The sequence below is a fragment of the Enterocloster clostridioformis genome, assembly GCF_020297485.1.
In the GTDB taxonomy this organism is placed as follows: Bacteria; Bacillota; Clostridia; order Lachnospirales; family Lachnospiraceae; genus Enterocloster; species Enterocloster clostridioformis.
Window position 1 is genome coordinate 393,324 of the sequence record NZ_JAIWZC010000002.1, and the last position, 21,177, is coordinate 414,500.

Sequence of the window (21,177 nt, forward strand, 5' to 3'; positions counted from 1 at the left end):
GATTTCTGGTTGAGTTCTAAAATGTCAGGGAATACGTAGAAAAAGCAACGGGGAAAAGCCCTGAAATATGGGGGATTTTTTCTTAGTCGGGAGTATATCTGCGTGTTATTATCATTCCCCCCGGAATCAGAGGTTACTTTTTCTACAAATGGCAGCGTAGCTTCTTTCTCCTTGTTTGCCTGATTCTGCCGCAGCCTGTATATCGGGAAGGTTGAAACGAAAGAGCAGCCAAAGCGAATAATCCCTGCACTGCTGCAAACGGTCACGTTTGATGTATCAAAACGGGATGGATTGGTATGACACGCGAAAATCGAGTAGGAGGAAGGCGATTATTTCGCCTTCCGACCTCTCACACCACCGTACGTACCGTTCGGTATACGGCGGTTCAATCAACTTAACATGTAACAGCCTTTTCGGCGTAGTAGTCTTCCATGGATACAAGACCAAACTTAGCTAGTCTCTCTTTACTGATACAAATGTGGAGATTCCAGCTTCTGCACACTCTGGCATATCCTTTGGCATATGAAATGCCATGTGCCGCATTTGGCGGCAGACCAAGTTTGATAAGATTCTTTTCCCTGTTCTTTGGCGTTTTCCAGTGTTTCCATATGCACATGCGCAGTCGATACCGAATCTGTCCGTCCATTTTTGCGCACAGCCTTTTCATGCTTCCGATTTTGAAATAATTTATCCACCCTCGGATAAGCCGGTTGAGTTTCCCAATTTTATAACCATTGCCCACTCCCCAGCTCCTGCTTGTATATTTCTTCATCTGCGCCTTGAACTTTGCTGCCGCTTTCGGGTGTGGTCTGGCTTTGTACCCTTTGGCAAATGAGTCATAGTAAAATCCAAACCCCAGATACTTAATGCCCTTTGGTTTATCAACCCTGCTCTTTTCCGCGTTCACTTTCAGTCCAAGCTTTTCCTCTATAAACCGAGCCACGCTCTTCATTACCCGCTCTGCCGCCTGTCTGCTCCCGACCATTATAATAAGGTCATCTGCATACCGGACGAAATCCAGCCTCCTTGCTTCCAGTTCTTTGTCCAGCTCATTTAACATGATATTTGCTAACAGCGGCGAGATATTTCCACCCTGCGGTGTGCCGACTACCGTATCTTCATACTCATCATCAATCATTACGCCGCTGACCAGAATCTTTCTTACCACCGATATGACATCTCCGTCCTTTATTGTCCGTCCGAAAATCGTCATCAGCTTGTCATGGTCTACTGTGTCAAAGAATTTCGCTAGGTCGATATCCACTATCCAGTTGTGTCCGTCATTCATCATTTCCAATGCTTTAAGGACTGCCTGCTGTGCACACCGCTTGGGTCTGAATCCATAGCTGTGGTCGTGAAACTGCTCCTCAAATATCGGGGTAAGCACCTGTGCCACCGCCTGCTGTACAAAGCGGTCTACTGCTGTTGGCACTCCAAGATTTCTTGTACCACCATCGGGTTTGGGTATCTCCACCCTGCGGACTGGCTTCGGCTTATACTTCCTCGTCCGCAACTGTTCCTTAATGTTTTCGCCGTTTTCCGAAAGATATGCGCCAAGTTCTTCAACGGTCATCCCGTCCACGCCTGCCGCTCCTTTATTCCTTACGACTTGCAGATACGCCGCATTTAGATTATCCCTGCTTAATATCTGCTCCATGAGACTGCTTGTGTCCATGCGTTGTTTCCTTTCTGCCCCTTTTGCCTTTGCCGCCTTTGAAGTCATCGACAGGCGTATGCTCCGGCTACGAAGTGGAACGTACTTCAACTGATTGATTGTTCAGCCCTTCGCTCCGTCCCCATTACAGGAACTTCCTCACTACTATGGCTTCTGCTGACTTCTCACAATTCGTTGTTACTACGGCTAATGAGACCGCCTGTGAGACCTCCCCAGTTAAGGTGCGTGTTCTTTTCCTCCATGTACCTGCCGCATTTACTCGTACTTCCGGCAACCTTTTGGACTTCAGTGCCTTTTGCCACCTTATCCGTATTTCCGAGCCTTATATGCGGTTCCTGTCCGTCAGGTCAGAGGTTTGCTTACAGCTTCTTTCAGATTCCGTCTCACGGCGGACACCCTTGCTGTTCGGCTATGTGCTTCGTTGTTGCCTACGCGCACTTGGGACTTTCACCCATTAGAAAACGCCCATGCTGGGCAAACAAAAGCGCCGGACGCAAGGGCTATATAGCCCCCGCGCCCGGCGCTTTTGCCTGCTTGGGTTATTCGCCTGTGAAATAGAACCGCTGCGCCTCAAAGGCGGCGTCGCTCATGGCCTCCAGCTTATCAAGGGACTGACGGGCCAGCGCCGCCATATCCTCGTTCACCTCTGGCAGAACGGCCTGGATTGCTCCCGCTGTCCTGCGCCGGTCACTCTTATGATACATACCAATCATGTTTTCTTCTTCTACGGTGAAATACATTCCTCATACCTCCAATTCGTTTTTCTTGGTGTGGGGCGGGGCCTTTTTCGGGGCACTAGCCTGTTTCGTTTCGGAAAGCTGTCTGCGGATGGAGGCACGGGGCCTCCGCACCTCTTTCTCCCGGTTTTCGTCCTTGTGTATCACCGCATACAGCCCATGCCGATCTCTCATGCCGGTAAAGCACAGGGATTTATAAGGCAGCATGGAAAAGAGGCGGTCAGTGTCCTTGCTGGACGCGATCTGCACAAAGTATGGGGACAGCTCCACCATGAAATGTGTCTTGTTTGGGCTGTTGGGGGCGGACAGCTCTTTCATTCCTGCCACTATGCGCCGGGCCTCCCTCATAATCAGTCCATTCCGCAGGACAGCGACGTGGCTTTTGAAGTCGCCGGGGGCAAGCGGCTCCCGGCTTCTCTGCTCCTGCCGCAGCACTTCACGCAGGTTTTCCGGCTCGTTGGGCTTGGCCTCATACCGCAGGAACGCCCCCAACTTGGGGTCAGGGCTCCCGTTAAAATACTGCGCGGCGGGCTGCTCCTTGTCGCCCTTTTCATAATGCAAAATGAGATTGTCCGCTTTTACCGCCTCGGCTATAACGTGCCGGAAATGCTGCTGGTAGTCCAGCTCATAGAGAGTTCCACGGATTTTCCCGCCCACTTTGCCGGTCAGCTCCACGGCGTAGGCAAGAACATGGTCGCGGGTCTGCTCCCCATTAAATTTCCATGTGTTGTATTGCCAGGTGTCCTTCAAGAATACGTCACGTTCCCGGAAACAGTACGTCCCGGAGGGGCGCGACATCCACAGCAGGGTTTTATCTTCGGCCTTATCACTGGCGGCGGCCTTACGGAGCATGTCTTTGTCAATCTCAAAATCATCCTGATAAAAGGCGGTATTCTGGCGCATGATCTGTTCCAGCGCGGCCAGAACATCCACATTCTCAAACTTATTCACGGCCTCCCACCTCCATATCCTTTGACTTCTCCCGCGCCGGGGACTGTTTCTTCTGTTCCTTTTTAGCCGCCGCAAGCTGCGCCCGGATGGAGGGCTTTTTCGTGCTATGGTTGGCCTTAGCATTCTTGTGGGCCTGTTTTTCTGTTTGTCTCTCTGCTTTCACTGCCGCAGCGACATCCGAAAGGGAAACCTGTTCTCCGGCTTTTGCTCTGGCTTCCAGTTCTTCCATAGACGGGGCGTTGTTCAGTATACCGTCAATCATGTTGTAGTTCTGCTCGGTGGACATCTCCGCCGTCTTGATATGACTTTCCTGCTGGGCGGGGATAGCAAAGGCCCTTGTGCCGTTTGCCATAATGAGATACCTGCCGTCCTCCGACTGGTGGTGGAATCCATACCCGGCGGCCTCCATCTGTTCCCGGCTCATGGCGGTTACATAGAAAGTCCCCCTCGGCGTTTTAACGGTTTCGCCCGTTTCCAGTTTGTCGGGGGTAAGCGGCTGTCCCTGCTCCTTGAAAAATTCCGGCACCTCCCGATAACCGACGCTATCCACATAGTAGGCAGTCTGTTTCCCGTCCTGCCGGAATACCACAATATCCCCCAGAGAGAGAGAACGTCCCGTGTAATCAGTGGGATGTTCCATATTGAAGCGATGGTAAATCTCGTCCAGAGAGGTGTTCTGATCCAACGGGGCTGTGTAGACAAGCTGGTAATTTTTCCTGTCTACGGAAAGCCCGTCCGCCTGCAAGCCCTCATAGGAACGGTAGCGGAAGTCGCGCCCCTCCGGGCCGCGCGGTACCTGGTAGATGGAAAAGTTAGGCTGCGCCGGGGCATCGGAACCAGAAGCAATATATTCCTCCACCGTCAAACCGGCGGCCCCGGCCTCCTGTGCGACCTCGGCCTGTACCAGCTCCTTGTAATCCTGCAAGTTCTTATCAAAGTCGGAAAGCTGCGGCGGCTCCGGCAACTGATACTGGCCTTGATTGAGAAGTGGGCGGCACTCCGTTACATAGTCTACAAGGGCGTTCAAATAGGCGGTCTGCTCTGGCGGGAGGGAATCGCCGGATTGTAAAAGGCGCTGGGCTTCCTGTTCCATACGGGAAAGGGTACAGTGCTGCTTCATATAAGGGATAAACTCATTGAGAAGCATTTCCCGCTGGGCCTTGTCTGCCTCCCATGCCTCCGGCCCCTCGTGGTGCAGCACATGGTTTTTCCAGCTTTCATCCTGCGCGTAGTATTCGTGATAACCTTGGATATGCTCGATCAGGGAACCATCGCCGTCGCCAAAATCCTGCCGCCCCTCGTAGTTGTCCGGCTGGCCCTGCATCGTAAAATCAATGCGGAACTTGGTTTTATCGTACCAGCTCCCCGCGTGGTCTGGATGTTCCCGTTCCAAGCGTTTGGAACTGTCCAGCGCCCCGAAAACGGCCTCGGCCTCGTGCAACGGCATTTGTTGGCCGTCTTTTAAATGGGGGCTTTCACTCCAAAGAATCGTAACAATCGGCTCCGCTGCCGGGTCATGGGCGATTGTCTGTTCTGCCCTTGCAACGGCAATCTCGCTTTCAATCTGGCTTTTCATAAAATCATCCATGTGACCGTGCTGCATTTCATAGCCCTGTTCACACAGGCGGTTGATAAGCCCAATCGCCTTTTCGGTATCATCCATGGCCTCGGCATAGGCCACGATCAACTGCCGTTCCTCGCTGCCCAAACGCGGGGCGTTTTTCTCCGCCAGCTCGATCAGGGCGGCGGCCCGGTCCGCCGGGGACGCCTCCGGCATGAACGGCTTTCCATTCAAAAGGCCGTCGATCCCGTTCCACGCCTGCGGCTGGGGAATGGCGTTGGCCTGTTCAGCGGCTTCCAGAAAACCGGCCAGAGCGTCGCCGGTCAAGGGTTCCATCGTCCTATCCGGTCGCTCATGGATGGCAAGGATTTCTTTTCCAGCTTCCACAAGGGACAGGTCGGGGTTGTCAAGCTGGCCTCCGTCCAGTTCTTTGTAGTCGGGGTCATACAGTGTGTAATCATAGCCGGTTTCCGATGTCTGGATATACAGGTAATCGCCGTTTTCCAGACGGTAGGCGGCCTCCTGCGGGACTTCTGCCTGTTCCAGCGTTCCATCCCCGGCAATGGTAAAGCCCTGCGCCTGCGCCGCCTCCTTGGTTCCCTGCGACACTTCGCCGGTGGATTTCAAATCCGCTTCAATGAGGGTTTGCAGCATGGCTTTTACGCTGTCGGTCATTTCCTGCTGTTGCTCCGGGGACAGCTTGGAAAATACACTGTCCGGGTCTGGCTGCTCGGCGGCCTGTTCCAGTGGTGCGGCCTGCGGCTGTTCCTGCTGGGTCTGCCGCTGTTGCTGAAGCTGGGCAAGGTGGCCGTCAATGGTGCTAATCAGTTCATGGGCGGTGGCCCGGATGGTTTCAAGGGAGGCTTTCAGCTCTTTCAAGTCCTTGCCGGAACTCCAACCGGCCACATAGCCAAAGGAATAATCGGAGGTGTCCAGCCCGTAGTGCTGGCAGACGGCATAGGCCACGCTTTCAGCCTGCACCTCGCGGGTGCGGCTGTCGGGGCGGTCGGCCTGCTCTATGGCCGGGGCTTCCGGGTCGATGGCGTGGAGCTTGGAATGGGCGATCTCGTGGATGGCCGTCTTTAGGGTCTGTAATTCGCTCATGCCCTCCTGAATGGCGATCCGCTTTTCCGTCAGGTGGTAGTAGCCGTGGGAACCGCCCGGAATGTCCTCAAAACCAATGGGAACCGGGGAGATCTGTTCCAGTGCCTTGAAAAATTCCCCGTAGCGTTCCACGCTGCCGGTCAGTTCTTCCACGCCGATAGAGGGCAGCGGTTCCCCCTCGGTCTGGCTCACATCAAAGACGGAAACGATCTTAAAGGCCGGAACCTGTATTTCCTGTACTTCGGTAACAGGCTTTCCGTCTTTTCCCATCACCGGCCTGCCCTGTGCGTCCAGCTTTTGCACTTCTTTTTTCGCCTTGAACGGGGCCGGGGCCAGTATCTTGATGGCCTTTTCGCCTTTCTTCACATTGCGGTGAAAATCGTCCCGCCACTTGTTGTAGCCCGCCACAAGCTGTCCGCCCTGCATGGCGATCAGGAGGGTGTTGTTGAAGCTGTAACTGTGGAACTTGGACATGGTGGTGAGATAGGCTTTGTAGCGTTCACTCTCGAAAAGCTCCTGTATGCCGGTTTCCAGCCGGTCGGTGATCTCTTTCATGCGCTCGGCGCTGTTCTGGCCGTTTAAGAGAATGGGGGTGACAGGCTGCGGGGACTTTGCGGGCGCTGCCGCCTCCGGCTGCACTTTGCTTTCCTCCCGCAAGATTTCCGACGCAGGATAGGCCATCACCCGGTATTCCTCCGGCACTGGCTGGCCCTCATGGACGCGCTGCCATTCCTCCCCAGCTCGCAGAAGGTAGCCGTACTCGGTGAATGCGCCTTGTTCCTCCTGGGCGATAAACTGGCCTAACCGTTCGGTATCAATGGCCGGTTTCCATGCATCGGGAATCACCATCAAGCCCGAATGATTCAAGTAGTAATCCCCTAAGGTGCAGTAGTCTTTGGCGTCAATGAGGGTAAAGCAATCGGTGTTTTCGGCATAGTCAGTGACCTGTCCAATGGTCTGAAATTTCTCTGGGGACTGCATGATGGCGTTTAACTGTGAACGTTCCACATCGTCCAGCTTTTGAAGCTGCACGGCAAGGAAGTTCAGTTCGTCCACACTGGCAGCCTGTATCAATTCCTCAGGCAGTTCCAGCGGTTGCCCATCCGGGGCGGAAAAGCCGCCAATAAACAAGTCCTGCTGGTTGTCGGCGGTGATATGGATTTCCTTTAGGGCTTCCTGTACCTGTTCGGCGGAAGTCGGCAGGGAAAGCCAGTAGCCATGCGGCCCGCCGGTCTGCGCCTCAGCGCGGTTATCAAGAAAAATGGAAAATACTTCGTTCACAGGTTCCCTCCTTTCCGGGGTGGCTGCGGTCTGCGGCGGCTGTGCGGCTTCCTCCTGTGTGGGAAGTGCTGCGGCTTTTGCCGGTTCCTCCCCCTCGATGGTGTAGCCGGGAAGCAGGCAGCCGTTGACCTTGAAACAGTCGGCGTATTCCTTGGGGATGGCCGGTGAGATTTCCGTAAAGTAATGGGCGTGGGCCTTGATACGGCCATTCAGATATTTGTCCAGTGCTTCCCGGCTGGCAAAGACTTTCCGATCCTGTCCGGCGATCCGGGCCTGCCGATAGGTGCCCGGCGCGTTGGTGCGCAGGCTCCAGCTTAATGTCCAGGAATAAGAGACGGAGGCTTGGGCGGCCCTGTCGTACCGGGTGTTCTCGGAAATGGAATAATACATCTGATAAACCATGTTGCTGCGGATATGCCGGTAATGATCCGGCTGCTCCCACTGGTTGGCAGTGTGGGTGACGGGAAGTGTCCGGGCATATTCCAGGGCTTTGTCCAGAAGCAGGGTCTTTCCGGCCTGTTCCTCCCATGCGGCGGCCTGCGTTTTCAAACGGTCAAACACTTCCTGTTCTGCGGCGGCGCTTTCCGCCCGCAGGGAAAGAAGCTCCGCAAGGGGGAGCTTCACAAGCTCGGACAGATCGGACTTGCCGCTTTCAAAGTAAATCCGGCGCTCAATTTTCATGGTGTCGGCAGTTTCTAAGTTGTCGTAGTCGTAAGAGCTATAAGACATTTAGTTTCACTTCCTTTCTAAATAATGGCATAAGAAAAGCAGGAAACCTTTGAAAGATTTCCTGCTGGGTGATGCCGCCCATGGGCGGCTGGTATTTAATTGTGAATAAGAGGGCCTACACGCCCTTTGTTTTAAATGTGTGTCGATATTTCAAGTCTAAGGTCATACGGACTTTTAAGAATCTGGTAACTCCGTCAGCATGTTTATGGTGCGGTAAATTTCTCCGCAGGCAGGGCACTTCCAATCTATATTACTCTTTTTCGCTTTCTTATGAAGATGCACTAATTCCGCTTGGCGGCATTTGGGACACATGGTTGGAAGCCCTGCCCATAACTGTTTCAGTAATCGTACTTCGTTTTCTCTGCTGTTCGTATACATTATCTCACCTCATTCAGCCTAATCGATCCGGTTTATTTTGACAAGCTGAACGCTTCCAACAAGTAGGACATCCGCATAGAGCAGACGGACTACCATTCATTGATGGCATATAATAATCCAAACCGGATTTGTTTCAACAGTTCCGCAGACAGTGTTTCATACTCCTGCTCCAATCCTTTTTCGTGCGCTGCCCACGGAGGCGAATCATTCCATGATCCCATCGCTCCAAATACATCCGCTCGGCTGGCTGCCTCAAACACACGCAAGTGATCGTTCGGTAGTGGCGGCAGTGAAAGGCCATATGCTTTATCGGGATATTCCTTGCCGCCGTCCAAAATCGTTCCTGCTTGATAAAAGATGTTTGCAAAGCCTTCAAATCCAAGCCGGTGCGCCAAGTCCTGAATATCGTGCAAGACACTTCGGAACGCTTGCGTGTTATTTTCAAAACGTGGCCATGCTTTCGGCGGGTCATTCCATGGATGTTCCGTATAGAGGACATTCCACTTTCGCTCTTTGGAATCAAACTTCCAATCAGCAATAAAATAGGTCATTCGATTTCCCTTAAAAAAACACACTATACTTGCCTGGGTCGTATTGGAAAACCCTAACAGGCTGCGATCTCTGACAGAAGTAGGGCAATAGAGTTGAATATCTGTCAAATGTTGCTCTTTGAGATATTCATACCATTGTGATACATCGTGAGCGGTATATGGTAAGCCTCCACTCCCCGTCAAACACAGAAATTGTGAGGGGTTCTCATAGTCTGCGGGTATGTAACAAATCGAGCTGCGGTTTTTTAATGCCCTTCTGGCGGCTGCCACTATGGAGCATATCTGATACATCTGTCCGTTCATAATCATCCACCTACCTTTTCGTTGTCATATTTCCAAAGCCAGCCAATGACGCTCCCATCAAAAGTCCAAGCGGGAGGTTCTCCCATAAAATCCCGAACAGCAGGCCAAGCCCCATCCCAATCGCAGCCATACCATGAAAACGTTGTTTTTTATCTGGTTGTTTCATTGGTGCCTCCCTTGCATGATATGCTCTTTACGCATAGTATAGCAGGGCTATCCGATTTTGAAAAGTAAATCTGAATGAAATTAGTCCTACCAGAGCATCCGTCATACAGGGGATTGGGGCTTCCCCAAAGAGAAAATCCCCGACCCGGCAGAATGGCCGGGACAGGGATTTTTCCGGGTGTGTGGCTACACTCCCTATGCTTGCTTTTCTTTAGTTTTTGCCCCTTTGTTCCACGCGGTAGTTCACATATTTGCCGCCAGTATCGGCCAAAAGCACCGTGCCGTCATAGGTCTTGCCGGTTTTCATGGAACGCAGGCCCTTTACCTTTGCCTTTCCGTCTTTAAGGAGCGCGGCGGCGATTTTTGGCGTGAACGCCTTGCCCCGTTCCTCAAAAAAGCGGTCATTCTTCCACATGACAAACTGGCAGGCCCGGTTTCCGCAATAGTAGTTCTTTTTTCCCTCGTAGACGCTTTCGCCGCAGCGCGGACATTTGCCGATAACCACACGCTCGGTCTGAAACAACTTCTGCGCGTCCTCGCTGATCTAGGAGTAGCCCACGATCAGGCCCCTTGTCATTTCTGCAATGCCCTGCATGAAGCCCTCCGGGTCGGCCTCGCCTTTGGCAATGGCCGTCAGCTTGGTTTCCCAATCGGCGGTGAGTTGGGGAGAGGTCAGCACATCCGGCAGGACGCATACAAGGTTGCGACCGTCCTTGGTGGGAAGTAGCTGTTTGCCTTTGCGTTCCACAAAGCCCATCTGCACCAGCTTTTCCAGAATGGAAGCGCGGGTTGCCGGGGTTCCCAAACCTTGGCGCTCGGCATCCTCCGGCATATCCTCGGCCCCGGCCCGTTCCATAGCGGACAAAAGCGTATCTTCGGTGTAGGGCTTGGGCGGCGTAGTGAAATGCTCGGTGGCGTTAGCCTCCACTTTGTCAAAGGTCTGGCCCTCGGCCAGCTCCGGCAGCTCCCGCGCAAGCTCCGGCACGTTCTCGTCGGCATCGGTCTGAAAGGAAGCCTTAAAGCGCCGGTCAATCTCTTTCCATCCCGGCGTCAGGATAGTTTTGCCCTTGGCGGTAAATTCATTCCCGGCGCAGGTGAATGTGGCGGTGACGGCCTCATACACATGGGGCGCGGCCACGGCGCACAGCAGCTTGCAGCACACAAGGGACAGCAGTTTCTTTTCGCCCTCGGCCAGCTCGTCAAAGCCTTTCTGCACAAACTCCATCGTAGGGATGATAGCGTGGTGGTCGCTCACCTTTTTGCTGTTCAGCACCCGGCTAAACTGCGGGGAAATATCCAGCCCCGCCACAAAGGGAAGCAGCGGCCAGAGGCTCGAAACGATGCTTTCCGCAGTGGGCTGCATATCATCGGTCAAATACTGGCTGTCGGTGCGGGGATAGGTCAGCAGCTTCTTTTCATAGAGCTGTTGGGCGTAATCAAGGGTCTGCTTGGCGGTAAAGCCAAAGAGCCGGTTGGCCTCCCGCTGCAAGGTGGTAAGGTCATAGAGGCGGGGTGGCTGCTCCGTCTTTTTCTCCCTCGCCACGGAAACGCAAACGGCCTGCGCCCCGGCACAAGCCGCTTTCAGGCTGTCCGCTTCTTCGGGGTTGGAAATGCGACTGCTGGCCGCCTCTATGCCGCCCGCTGCGATATGGACAACGTGGTATTTCTCTTTCTTGAAGCCGCTGATTTTGGCCTCCCGGTCAACCAGCATTTTAAGGGTCGGCGTCTGCACCCGGCCCACGGTCAGGGTCTTGTGGTAGAGGATGGAGAAAAGCCTTGTGGCGTTTATCCCCACCAGCCAATCCGCCTGCGCCCGGCAAAGGGCCGATTGATACAGGTTGTCATAGTCGGTTCCTGGTTTTAGGTGGGCAAAGCCGTCCTTAATGGCCGCGTCCTCCATGCTGGAAATCCAAAGCCGTTTGAACGGCTTTTTGCAGCCCGCCATCTGGTAGACGAAACGGAAAATGAGCTCCCCCTCGCGCCCGGCATCAGTGGCGCACACAAGGCCGGTAACATCGGGACGCTCCATCAGGGAACGCAGGACTTCAAACTGCTTTTTCTTCTCGTCCGGGATGATGTACTGCCATTCCTGCGGCAGAATCGGCAGGTCATCATAGCGCCACTTCTTGAAACTCTCATCATAGGCCCCGGCGTCGGCAAGGGAAACCAGATGGCCGATACACCAGCTCACCAGATAGCCGTTTCCCTCAAAGTAGCCGTCCTGTTTCTTGTTCGCGCCGATCACGCCCGCAATGCTGCGGGCCACGCTTGGTTTCTCTGCAATTACAAGAATATGTGAAGCCATAATTATTCATCCTCCTTTTTCGGTTCATCTTCATCCAGCAAATCGTCGTCTAACGGTCTGGCCTCCACCTCGCCGGTGTCGTCGTCCATCTCCGGGGACGGTTCGTCCTCGTCGTCCTCGTCCTCTCCAAAGTCATACTCGGCCAGATCGTCATTGCCCGTGGCGTCGGCTTTTTCCTTTTTGAATTTCAGGAAGTAGAGGGCTGCGCCGCCGCCCAGCAGCACCACCACAAAGGACACCAAAAGGCCGCCCATGCCGCCGTTTTCTTTCTCCGGAGCTATCGGTTTTTCCTCGTCATCATGTTCCGGCTCCGGCCCGGTGCAGGCGGTCAGGTTATTTTCACAAACCGAGCAGGATGTGTTGACGGCTCCGGCCTCGCATTTTTCCGTGCAGGTGCAGGCTTGCGGCTCCTGTTCGCCATCCTCCAACAACGCTTGCAGGTCGGCGTCGTCCACTTGGTTCAGGAAATGCACGGAGGTTTCCTTGTCCTCGTTGGCACGGTCAATCAGGATATAGAAGTAATTTCCGGCCTTGGTGGTGACGGTGATAAGCTGCTTATCCCCGAAAAAATCATCCACCAGAGCCGCATTTCCCTTGGGTGTGACGGGGACGTCCTCCGGCTCCATCTCAATCCCCCCGGTGGTGGGTTCCTCCGTTTCCTCCGGCAATGGCTGCGGATCAGGGTCAACGCCTCCAGCATAGGCGGTGACGGAAAAAGCCGCCATGCAAAGCACAGCGGCCAGTGTTGCGGTGAACATGCGAATGGCTTTATTCTTCATCGGCGGTTTCCTCCTGTTCGTCCTGCTCAAAATCCGGCTGTGGGGCCAGGGGTGCCTGCAACGCGCCATCCCGGACAAAGGCGGTAAATTCCTGGGGCGTCATGTGCAGGCCCCGCACAAGCTGGATGATCTGCAAGTTTTCCTGTTCGGTTTTCGCCGCTTCCAGCTCTCGAAGCTGCTTTTGCAGCGCCGCAATCTTGTCCTTGGTTTTCTCAATGTCCTTTTCAATACGGTCAAGTTTATTTACTGCCATAATCTAAAACTCCTTTCTGGCGTCAGGGTAGACGCCCGTAACAAAATAGATGGGATTGCCAGTAACTTGAATTTAAGTTCGTGTAACTGATCGGATTTCCACAGTGCAGCATCACCGAATTGCCCACATACAGCCCCACATGGGAAACGCCGGGGGTATCGTAGGTGCCGACAAAAAACACCAAATCGCCGGGCTTGGCTTGCCCCGCTGTAACGGGGGTACAGAGGTTATAAAGTCCCTGCGCCGTCTGCCGCCCGACGCTCCATCCGCTGTGATTGAGTACCCAGCTAATAAAGCCGGAACAATCAAAGCTGGTGCTGGGGGAGTTGCCGCCCCAGACATAGGGAAAGCCCACATACTTTTCCGCCTCCGCAATCATGGCCGCAAAGGCTTCATCCTTTAGCGCCTCCGGCGGAATCTCATAGTAGGTCGGCTCCTTGACGGTGGAGGCGTGGGGATAGCTGCCGCTTGGAAAGAGGTCTGGCCGGTTGCCCAATGTCTGCATATAGGCCGCGTACAGGCTCAGTTGTTTCTCGTTCATGAGATAGACTGGCAGGTGGGACAAATCCGCATTTTTCAGTGTCACATAGCAGATAGAATAGCGATACGGCACTTCTTCCTCGTATTCGTTGCCGTCGCTGTCTGTGTGCGTAACCGTCCGATAGCGGATCTCCACCTCCACGCGCTCGGTCAGGGTGTATTGCTGCTCAAAGAGCATGGCAAGATCGCCCTGCACCTCGTCCAGCGTAAACACTCCGCCGTGGAGCGCGGAAAGGATAGAGGTCAGCACATAGGGGTCATGGCCGATCTCGTCCAGTTCAAAACGGTACTCGTCATGGCCGGGATGGAGAGTTTCGTAGTGGTCAAGTTCGTACTGTAAATCAGCTTCCATCCCGGCGTAGGAAGCCTCGGCCCCCAGCATATCGCTGTCCTCGGACAGATAGGAGGTGGCCGCAAGCCCCGTCCCGGCGCTGCCAAACATGGCGGTACAGGATTGCAGGCCGCCCATAATCAGCATGAGAAGCAAGCCCACGCCGCCGATCAGCAGCGCCCCTTTCCAGTGACGGGCCACAAGGGACGCGGCCTGTTTTCCTTTCTCTGCGGCTTTCCTGGCGGCTGATGCGGTGGTCTTTGCACTGCCTGCCGTGCCCCGGCCCGCAGCCCGTGCGGCCTTGGCGTATTCCCGTTTGATGTGCCGTTTCTGCCAGAGGCGGGAAATGGGATTACTCACCGCCTGCGCCAGTTCCGGGTTGTCCCGCAGGGATTTTTGATACACAAACTCGGCATTGGCGGCCATGGATTTTCGTTCCGCCTTGGCTGCGGCCCGGTAGGGTTTCAGCTTATGCCGCCGTCTGGCATTTCTCAGCGCCTTGCCCGCTTGGCGCTCGGCCAGTTCTTCCGCCTTATGACCGCCCTCCACACCCACATTTTCCTGCTCCACCTCATGGATTTTCCCGTGGAGATATAGCCCCGCCTCCTGCACCGGGCGGCTGGCCGGATTGGGTTTGAGCCTTGGCGGATGTTTCTCCACTTTTTCAAAGTGAAGTTTACTTCTGGCCTTTCCCTTGGTCTCGTCGTAGACGGTTGCCTTGGCAATCACGCGCTTTTTGGGGAGAGCGCTTTTTGCAGCATCCAGCCGGTCAGCCCGTTTCTCCGCTTGCCTGATATACGGGGCCAGCTCCGGGGAGGCCCGTTCCTCGGCGGTAAATTGCGGACGGGAGGCCGGGCCGCTGGCCTCCTTTGCAATACGTTCCCCATGCCGGGCCGCCTGCTTTGCCTTATGCCGGTCGCGGATGTCCACAGCTCGTTCCAGCGCCTTTTCCGCTGTGCCGCCCGATTTGGCCGTGTATTCCGGTTCGGCCTCTCGGCTGGAAATGTTCATGCTCTCGCCGGTGGTCTGGTTGTCCAGTGTAAGCCCGGCGCGGGTCATGCGCTGCGTCACCTTATCACGGGGTTTTAAGGGCTTCATGGCGCGTCACCTCCTTTTGCGGCCCCGCACCTCATACCGTGGCCCCCTCGCCTAAGCGGGTGGTCATGATCTGGTAAAGCTGGGTGTGCTTTGGGATGGGGTTCTTAAAGGGCAGAACAACATTTTCATAAATCAAAAGCCCCTCGCCGGGTTCAGAATTTTCCACATACCGTAATTGCTGTGGAGATAGGTTCAATCGCTCCGCAAGGATGCGCCGGTCGCCTGACGCCTGGTTGAGCAGGCAGATGAAGTCCGAATTTTCCAAAATATTTTCAATCTCCGGCGATAACAACAGATCCTTGACGTTCTGCGTGGCACCTGTCGGGATGCCGCCCCATTTCCTGAAACGCTTCCAAATCTCGCAGGAAAAGGCCGCTGTCTGTTCCTCCCGCAACAGCAGATGAAATTCATCACAAAAGAACCACGTCGCCTTGCCCTGGCTGCGGTTTTGCGTCACTCGGCCCCAAATCTGGTCTTGGACGATCAGCATCCCGATTTTCTTTAGCTGCTTGCCCAGCTCCTTGATGTCAAAGGCCACAATCCGGCTTTCAATGTCCACATTGGTACGGTGGTTAAACACGTTTAAGCTGCCGTTCACATACAGGTCAAGGGCCTGGGCCACCCGGTCGGCCTCCGGGATATGCTGGTCTAACAGGGCTTTGTGCAGGTCGGACAGGATGGGCATATTCTCCGGTTTGGGGTCTGCCAGATAGGGCCGGTAGGTCACCTGCACCGCCCGGTCAATGACCGTCTTTTCGATGGCGTCCAGCCCGTTCTTGCCGCCCATCACCAGTTCACAAAACGATAAAACAAAGTCCGATTTTAGGGCCAGCGGGCTTTCATCCTCGCTGTAATTTAAGTTGATGTCCAGCGGGTTCACATAGGATTTGCTGGTGGGTGACAGCTTCACCACCTGTCCATGCAGCCGTTTTACAAGGGGATAATACTCGGCCTCTGGATCACATACATACACGTCATCCGGCGTACACAGGAACACACTCAAAATTTCGGATTTGCAGCTCATGGACTTGCCGCTTCCCGGCGTACCCAGCTTCAAACCGTTGGGGCAGCGCGCCCGCTTTCTGTCCAGCATAATCATGTTGCCGGTCTTGGCGTTGATGCCGTAATACATGGCCTCTTCATCCTGGAACAGCTCCTGCGTCACAAAGGGGACGAACACGGCCACGCTGGAAGTCGTCAAAGAACGCTCAATCTGGATATGGCTGGCCCCTAATGGGAGGCTGCTCATAAGGCCTTGCTCCTGCTGGTAGTCCAGCCGGACAAGGGAACAGTTGTATTTCTGCGCTACGCCTGCGGCCCAAAACACATCGTTTTCCAGCGCCTGCCGGGTATCGGCTGTATTGAGAACAAGAAAGGTGAGCTGAAACATCCGTTCATTCCGGCTTTGCAGGGTCTTTAGCAGCTCCTTGGCGTCCTGCCCGTAGGTGGCAAGATCGCTGGGGAGTATATCCATGTCGTAACCGCTGCGGACGGCCCGTTTCTGCTCCTGAATCTTCATGGCGTCAAGGTCGGTAATCTTGCGCTTCACCGTCTTTATGGCCTCGCTCTGGTCGATGACCTGCACATGGAGGTTCACCACAATGCCGTTTTCCGCATTGAGGAAGTCTGCCAGCATTTCATCCGACAGCTCCGGGGACAGGATATTTAAGAAGCTCACGGCCCCGTACTTGCCGCCCAGCCCGAACATCCGGGCGTTCCCGAAACGGAACGACGACGGGGCGATAAAATCCTTGGTGGAGAGGCCGGAGGAAGCCAGCCACTTCCAATCGAAGGAAAACGGCTCCCCGTCCGGGTGGAACATGCGGTGCATGACTTCCAGCCGGGCCGTTGCGTCCAGCCCCCACGCCACGGCCCCCATGCTCTTGAAATAGCCCAACAGGTCGGTTTCAATACGGCGCAGCCTTGCGCGGGCCAGTTTCAGGCTGTCCGCCTCGATGGTGTAGGTAAGAAACTTCCGCTTGACCAGTCCGTTGTTCCCACTTACAAGCTGGTCTTTTAAGATGGCGGAATACTCCGTGCGAATGTCGTCAAAATCATCCCCCTGCGCCCGGATTTCAAGGCTCTTGGCGTACTGCCTGGGGTCAATCTTGTGGTTGAGAAAGGAAAACTGGATGTGGATAGAGGCATCCAGATAGTTGTAAAGGTCGCACAGGCTTTCAAAGATGGCCGCCTTGGTGTCCGCCTGGGCAAGCTGATAGCTGATGTCTGAAAACTCGATGCACTTGGAAAACCTGCGGGGCGTCAGACGGCAAACCCCATCTGGATACATGGCCTCGTAGGGGATACTCTCCTGTGCGGAGTGGGGCTTTCCGTCGCCCTTATACCTGCGGATGACGGCCTGAATCTCTTTCTTTTCTGCGCGGGTGAGTTTGAACGGCGCTTTTGCACTTGTTTCGTTTCTTTGCTTTTTGAACAATGGCATTTACCTCCTGTTCCATCTGGAATTGCCGCACAAGGGCAGTGTAAGCGTTGTTGGTCTGGTAGGGGCGCTCCTTGGGCTGGATAAAGCAGCACTGGATGATCTGCCATACCACCACTTCAAGGGGCTGGCCGTGGCGCTCATACAGCGCCAGCAGAAAGCCCGGAAGCATGGCAAACACCATAAGGAGCGCCGCCGCGCTGGTGGGGATGCAGCCCCGGATCAACAAGAAAAGCGGGACGCCGACCAGCAGCGCACCGCCAAAACAAATGAGCTGGCGTTTCGTCAGCCCGAATACCACCTTGGATTTCACCTTGGTAAAATCCTTGGGGACAGTGACATAAGCCAAATATCATCACCTCGTTTCTTTCAAAAATCAAGTCAGGGTCAGGTCGCTTGTTACCTCGTTGCCCCACACATCCCATCCTGGCATTTTCTGTCTGGCAAACAGCTCCACGCGGGAGAGATCGCCCGCCAGTTCCACGATCTTGTCACGGGTCACGTCCGGCTTTTTGCTATGTTCCTCTATCGGGGAGATAATAAACTGATGGACACCGGCACTGTGGCGTTTGGGCTTGCCCCGTTTGGCAAGCAGGCAGATTTCCGCGTTGCCTCTCGTCCAGTAGCCCAGCCCATAGAACCATGTGGGACTTTTCCTGTTCCGTTTCAGCCAGACAAAGGCCACCGTTTTGAACGTGAAGCCCCATGCCTTAATGAGCTGCAATGCCTCTGGAAGCTGCGGGAACGTGGCCCACAAAAACAGCAGGCAGTCTTTTTCCGCCAGCCTCTTAACCGGCAGGGCGCATAGCTCGTCAATGCTCATGGTGGGATAGTGATGCTCCGCCGCCCCTGTTCGTTTACATTCATACCGCCACGGCGGATCGGCGTATATGATGTGATATTTCTGCGGTTCCTCGATAAATATTTCCCTCCTGCGTAAAAAATGTAAGGTCAGTGGGCGGTAAACACTGCTTTACTGATGCTTCCCGTCTTGAACAGGCAGAAGCACAGCAGCACCGTGTAGCCCATACAGCCCCAGATCGCACCGGAAATGTCCTCCATCGTGCCGATGTCCTGAATCAGCACCGCATAGATGCCGACAACAACCATAATCAGGAACGCTTGGAAGCCCAGCGCCAACAGGGATTTCAAGTAGTTCTGGCCCATGCCGCGCCACTCCGAATTGCCCAGCGTGGCAAGGGGAATCGGCCCCAGCGCGGTCACGGCGTATATTTCAATCATTCTCCCGTAGGTGACAAGGAAAATGCAGATGGATAAAGCGTGCATCGTAAGCCCCACAACCAGGGTCTGAAACCACAAGCCCAACAGAGGGCCGATGTCCATGGCTTCCAGCCGGGTTTCCAGATCCGGAATCAGGGTATCAAAGTCAATGCTGGTTTCCCCGATGATGACACCGGCGCTTTGGTTCACGACGGCCTGGGTGGCGTCAAAGACGCCCATGACGATATTCCATGTGTTTGTCACAATGAGGATGGCAAAGGCGCTCTTAAACATCCAGCGGAAGAACAGGGACGTATCAAAGTCGTGCATGTTGTTCTTTTCCACGATCATTTCAATCAGCTCATAGCACATCACCAGGGCGAGAATGGCCGCCGCAATGGGGACAATGACCGTTTCGGACAGGGTTTGCAGCATGGAGAAAATGCCGCCGTTCCAGTCCTGCGGCGTGCTGCCCACATCCGACGCGATTTCCCCGACCTTGGTATTCACGGTACTGAAAAGACCGGACAGGTTTCCTTTGATTCCGTCAATCAGGATGCCTTTGATCCATTCCCCGATTAAATCATCAATCATGTGCGTATCCCTCCTTTCCCGCGCCCTCCAAACAGCAGGAGGGCGCGGCGTATTGCTTGCAGGTAAATAAAACGATTATCCCAGCAGTCCGGACAGCAGCGGGACAAGGGTCATACCAATGAGGGCAACGCCTCCGCCCGCGACAAGCTGCTTGATGCCCTGGCTCTTTGCTGATGTGCGATAAAGAAGTAATAGAAGTGTAAAAAATTTTGCCGTTCCTATCCGGCACTTGGCCATTGTGTCGGATAGGTCGGGCGTTAGGCTTCGGGCAAGTCAATTTTGCCGACAAAGCTGTAATAAATCTCAATGTCCTGCCTGCGGGTGCCGTTCTCGTCATAGCTGCACTCATGCACGACGATTTTCTCAATCATTTCCCGCAAGAGGGTGGGTGTCAATTCCTCAAAGGCAAGGTGCTTGCGGACAATCCCCATGAATTTCTCGGCGTTAACGGTGGCCGCCTGCGACTTGTCCAGTTCCGCCTGCAATGCGGCGGTGCGGTCTTTCAGTTCCCGCTGCTCCTGCTCATAGTCTGCCGACAGTTCCATGAAACGCTCGTCGCTGATTTTGCCGTTCACATTGTCCTCATACAGCCGCTTGATAATGCGGCTCACTTCGGCAATCCGCTCCTGCGCCTGTTCAAGCTGCTTGGTGGCTGCGGCGGTCTTTCTCTTGCCGCCGATTTCGTTCTGCTGGATCAGCAGCTTTACAAAACGGCTCTCGTGCCTGGCAGCATACTCCGTCACTTGCCGGAGATTGGAGAGGACACCGGCGGTCAGCAGGTCGGTGCGGATAAAGTGCGCCGTACAGTCGCGGGTGCGCTTCTTGTAGCTGCCGCAGATGTAACAGTCCTGCTTGCGGTTCTTGTTCTGATACCGCTGCTGGTACATCACATGGCCGCAGTCGGCGCAGAACAGCATACCAGAGAACAGCCCCACTTCGTCATAGCGGTTCGGGCGTTTGCGCTGCTTGCGTAACTCCTGCACACGCTCCCATGTTTCCGTGTCAATAATCGGCTCATGGTGGTTCTCAAAAATGGCCTGCTTCTCAATGGGATTTTCTACGCTGTGCTTGGTCTTGTAAGAGGGCTTTTCCGTCTTGAAGTTTACCAGACAGCCGGTGTACTCCCGGTTTTCGAGGATATGAACGACGGTGTTCGTCGCCCATTTACACTCATAGCCGGGGTGGTAGCGGCGTGTGCTGCCTGTCCTGCGGTATTCCAGCGTCCCCGGCGTGGGGATTTGCTGTTCCGTCAGCATACGGGCAATCTTGGTCGGGCCGTTCCCCGCAAGGCAAAGCTGGTAAATCTGCTGGACAACCGGCGCGGTTTCCTCGTCAACGATATAGTTCTCGTCCTCGTCCATGAGGTAGCCATACACCGGCTTGCTGGTAACGGGCTTGCCGCTCATGCCTTTTGCTCTTTTAACTGCCTTGATTTTCTTGCTCGTATCTCTCACCAGCCATTCGTTGAACAGATTTCGCAGAGGGGTAAAATCATTGTCCATGCCGCCGTTTGCGCTGTCCACATTGTCGTTGACAGCGATAAAACGCACGCCCTTTTGAGGGAACAGCATTTCCGTGTAAAACCCTACCTGCAAGTAGTTTCGCCCTAACCGGCTCATGTCCTTGACAATGACCGTACCAACTTTCCCGGCTTCAATGTCCGCAAGCATGGCTTGAAATCCGGGCCGCTGGAAGTTCGCGCCGGAATAACCGTCGTCGGTGTACCAGCGCAGATTGGTAAAGCCGTTCTGTTTTGCGTAGGTTTCGAGTATCCTTTTTTGGTTCGATATGGAATTACTCTCGCCTTGCAGCTCGTCCTCATGGGACAATCTCGGATAAAGGGCGGTAATGAGGTTTTGGGTGGCTTGTCTTAACATAAAATCCTCCGTTTCCGACAGCCAGCCCCACTATTCCGTGGTTTCATTGTACCACGGAACAGCGGGGGCTGTACAGCGGCAAAAGCGTTAAATTTGCTTCTTTACAGTCGGTCAAATTGCCGGTTTTTGCGTAGCAGCGGCTTCCGCTTCCAGTACCCGCGCCATTTTGTCGGCGGCGGTGGTCGTGGTATCTTTCTTGAAATAGCCGGACACGACAAGGACGGAATTGCCCATGCGGATTTCCGTCACGCAGTCGGGGCGGCGGGCGGTGCGGGTGTCGTGCTGCTTGTTATCTGCCATAGGC

Annotated in this window: 16 protein-coding genes and 1 pseudogene; all 17 read right to left on the reverse strand. The window is 54.5% G+C overall.

Annotated features, from left to right (window positions below; translation table 11 throughout):
• Positions 1-394 precede the first annotated feature (394 nt).
• Entirely contained in the window at positions 395-1,675 is a 1,281-nt protein-coding gene (ltrA, locus tag LA360_RS29050) for a group II intron reverse transcriptase/maturase (protein ID WP_002578445.1), read from the reverse strand.
• Positions 1,676-2,214: 539 nt separating this feature from the next.
• A complete protein-coding gene (locus LA360_RS29055; protein WP_003525496.1) occupies positions 2,215-2,415 on the reverse strand; it encodes a transposon-transfer assisting family protein in 201 nt (66 codons plus the stop codon).
• Between the two features lie 3 nt (positions 2,416-2,418).
• Complete coding sequence (locus LA360_RS29060; protein ID WP_166433713.1) at positions 2,419-3,315, reverse strand: hypothetical protein; 897 nt, start codon at positions 3,313-3,315, stop codon at positions 2,419-2,421.
• 40 nt (positions 3,316-3,355) lie between these two features.
• On the reverse strand, positions 3,356-8,038 hold the full coding sequence (locus LA360_RS29065; protein WP_112482511.1) for an LPD25 domain-containing protein: 4,683 nt from the start codon (positions 8,036-8,038) through the stop codon (positions 3,356-3,358).
• A 467-nt stretch (positions 8,039-8,505) separates the two neighbouring features.
• A complete protein-coding gene (locus LA360_RS29070; RefSeq protein WP_166433711.1) occupies positions 8,506-9,270 on the reverse strand; it encodes a hypothetical protein in 765 nt (254 codons plus the stop codon).
• Positions 9,271-9,280: 10 nt separating this feature from the next.
• Positions 9,281-9,436, reverse strand: a complete 156-nt coding sequence (locus LA360_RS29075; RefSeq protein ID WP_006771531.1) for a hypothetical protein — start codon at positions 9,434-9,436, stop codon at positions 9,281-9,283.
• Positions 9,437-9,646: 210 nt separating this feature from the next.
• A pseudogene (locus LA360_RS29080) lies at positions 9,647-11,740 on the reverse strand (DNA topoisomerase 3).
• Positions 11,741-11,742: 2 nt separating this feature from the next.
• On the reverse strand, positions 11,743-12,519 hold the full coding sequence (locus LA360_RS29085) for a DUF4366 domain-containing protein (protein WP_112482508.1): 777 nt from the start codon (positions 12,517-12,519) through the stop codon (positions 11,743-11,745).
• Positions 12,509-12,772 carry a DUF4315 family protein gene (locus tag LA360_RS29090; protein WP_112482506.1) on the reverse strand — a complete coding sequence of 88 codons (264 nt, stop codon included), beginning with the start codon at positions 12,770-12,772 and terminating at the stop codon, positions 12,509-12,511. Before LA360_RS29090 ends, LA360_RS29085 begins: the two co-directional genes overlap by 11 nt.
• Positions 12,773-12,794: 22 nt before the next feature.
• Complete coding sequence (locus LA360_RS29095; RefSeq protein WP_112482504.1) at positions 12,795-14,741, reverse strand: C40 family peptidase; 1,947 nt, start codon at positions 14,739-14,741, stop codon at positions 12,795-12,797.
• A gap of 31 nt (positions 14,742-14,772) precedes the next feature.
• The gene (locus LA360_RS29100) at positions 14,773-17,184 is read right to left on the reverse strand and encodes a VirB4-like conjugal transfer ATPase, CD1110 family (RefSeq protein ID WP_174713928.1); all 2,412 of its coding nucleotides are present in this window, start codon (positions 17,182-17,184) and stop codon (positions 14,773-14,775) included.
• Entirely contained in the window at positions 17,081-17,530 is a 450-nt protein-coding gene (locus LA360_RS29105; protein ID WP_112482500.1) for a PrgI family protein, read from the reverse strand. The genes LA360_RS29100 and LA360_RS29105 overlap by 104 nt, the downstream gene beginning before the upstream one ends.
• 27 nt (positions 17,531-17,557) lie before the next feature.
• Positions 17,558-18,100, reverse strand: coding sequence for an MT-A70 family methyltransferase (locus LA360_RS29110; RefSeq protein ID WP_112482497.1), 543 nt, complete (start codon positions 18,098-18,100; stop codon positions 17,558-17,560).
• A 32-nt stretch (positions 18,101-18,132) separates the two neighbouring features.
• Positions 18,133-18,996, reverse strand: coding sequence for a VirB6/TrbL-like conjugal transfer protein, CD1112 family (locus LA360_RS29115; protein ID WP_112482495.1), 864 nt, complete (start codon positions 18,994-18,996; stop codon positions 18,133-18,135).
• A gap of 75 nt (positions 18,997-19,071) precedes the next feature.
• Positions 19,072-19,233 (reverse strand): Maff2 family mobile element protein, encoded by a 162-nt coding sequence (locus tag LA360_RS32075; RefSeq protein WP_112482493.1) that lies wholly within the window; start codon positions 19,231-19,233, stop codon positions 19,072-19,074.
• 20 nt (positions 19,234-19,253) lie between these two features.
• Positions 19,254-20,873: a recombinase family protein gene (locus LA360_RS29125; RefSeq protein WP_074754402.1), complete on the reverse strand. Its 1,620-nt coding sequence runs from the start codon at positions 20,871-20,873 to the stop codon at positions 19,254-19,256.
• A 111-nt stretch (positions 20,874-20,984) separates the two neighbouring features.
• Positions 20,985-21,173 (reverse strand): transposon-encoded TnpW family protein, encoded by a 189-nt coding sequence (locus LA360_RS29130; protein WP_020995296.1) that lies wholly within the window; start codon positions 21,171-21,173, stop codon positions 20,985-20,987.
• Positions 21,174-21,177: the final 4 nt, after the last annotated feature.

Excerpts from the sequence above, each read along its gene's own strand:
- LA360_RS29085 (WP_112482508.1), bottom strand. The coding sequence starts at position 12,519 with ATGAAGAATAAAGCCATTCGCATGTTCACCGCAACACTGGCCGCTGTG.
- LA360_RS29070 (WP_166433711.1), bottom strand. The coding sequence starts at position 9,270 with ATGAACGGACAGATGTATCAGATATGCTCCATAGTGGCAGCCGCCAGA.
- LA360_RS32075 (WP_112482493.1), bottom strand. The coding sequence starts at position 19,233 with ATGGCCAAGTGCCGGATAGGAACGGCAAAATTTTTTACACTTCTATTA.
- LA360_RS29090 (WP_112482506.1), bottom strand. The coding sequence starts at position 12,772 with ATGGCAGTAAATAAACTTGACCGTATTGAAAAGGACATTGAGAAAACC.
- LA360_RS29130 (WP_020995296.1), bottom strand. The coding sequence starts at position 21,173 with ATGGCAGATAACAAGCAGCACGACACCCGCACCGCCCGCCGCCCCGAC.
- LA360_RS29055 (WP_003525496.1), bottom strand. The coding sequence starts at position 2,415 with ATGTATTTCACCGTAGAAGAAGAAAACATGATTGGTATGTATCATAAG.
- LA360_RS29075 (WP_006771531.1), bottom strand. The coding sequence starts at position 9,436 with ATGAAACAACCAGATAAAAAACAACGTTTTCATGGTATGGCTGCGATT.
- LA360_RS29095 (WP_112482504.1), bottom strand. The coding sequence starts at position 14,741 with ATGAAGCCCTTAAAACCCCGTGATAAGGTGACGCAGCGCATGACCCGC.
- LA360_RS29115 (WP_112482495.1), bottom strand. The coding sequence starts at position 18,996 with ATGATTGATGATTTAATCGGGGAATGGATCAAAGGCATCCTGATTGAC.
- LA360_RS29060 (WP_166433713.1), bottom strand. The coding sequence starts at position 3,315 with ATGCGCCAGAATACCGCCTTTTATCAGGATGATTTTGAGATTGACAAA.
- LA360_RS29100 (WP_174713928.1), bottom strand. The coding sequence starts at position 17,184 with ATGCCATTGTTCAAAAAGCAAAGAAACGAAACAAGTGCAAAAGCGCCG.
- ltrA (WP_002578445.1), bottom strand. The coding sequence starts at position 1,675 with ATGGACACAAGCAGTCTCATGGAGCAGATATTAAGCAGGGATAATCTA.
- LA360_RS29065 (WP_112482511.1), bottom strand. The coding sequence starts at position 8,038 with ATGTCTTATAGCTCTTACGACTACGACAACTTAGAAACTGCCGACACC.
- LA360_RS29125 (WP_074754402.1), bottom strand. The coding sequence starts at position 20,873 with ATGTTAAGACAAGCCACCCAAAACCTCATTACCGCCCTTTATCCGAGA.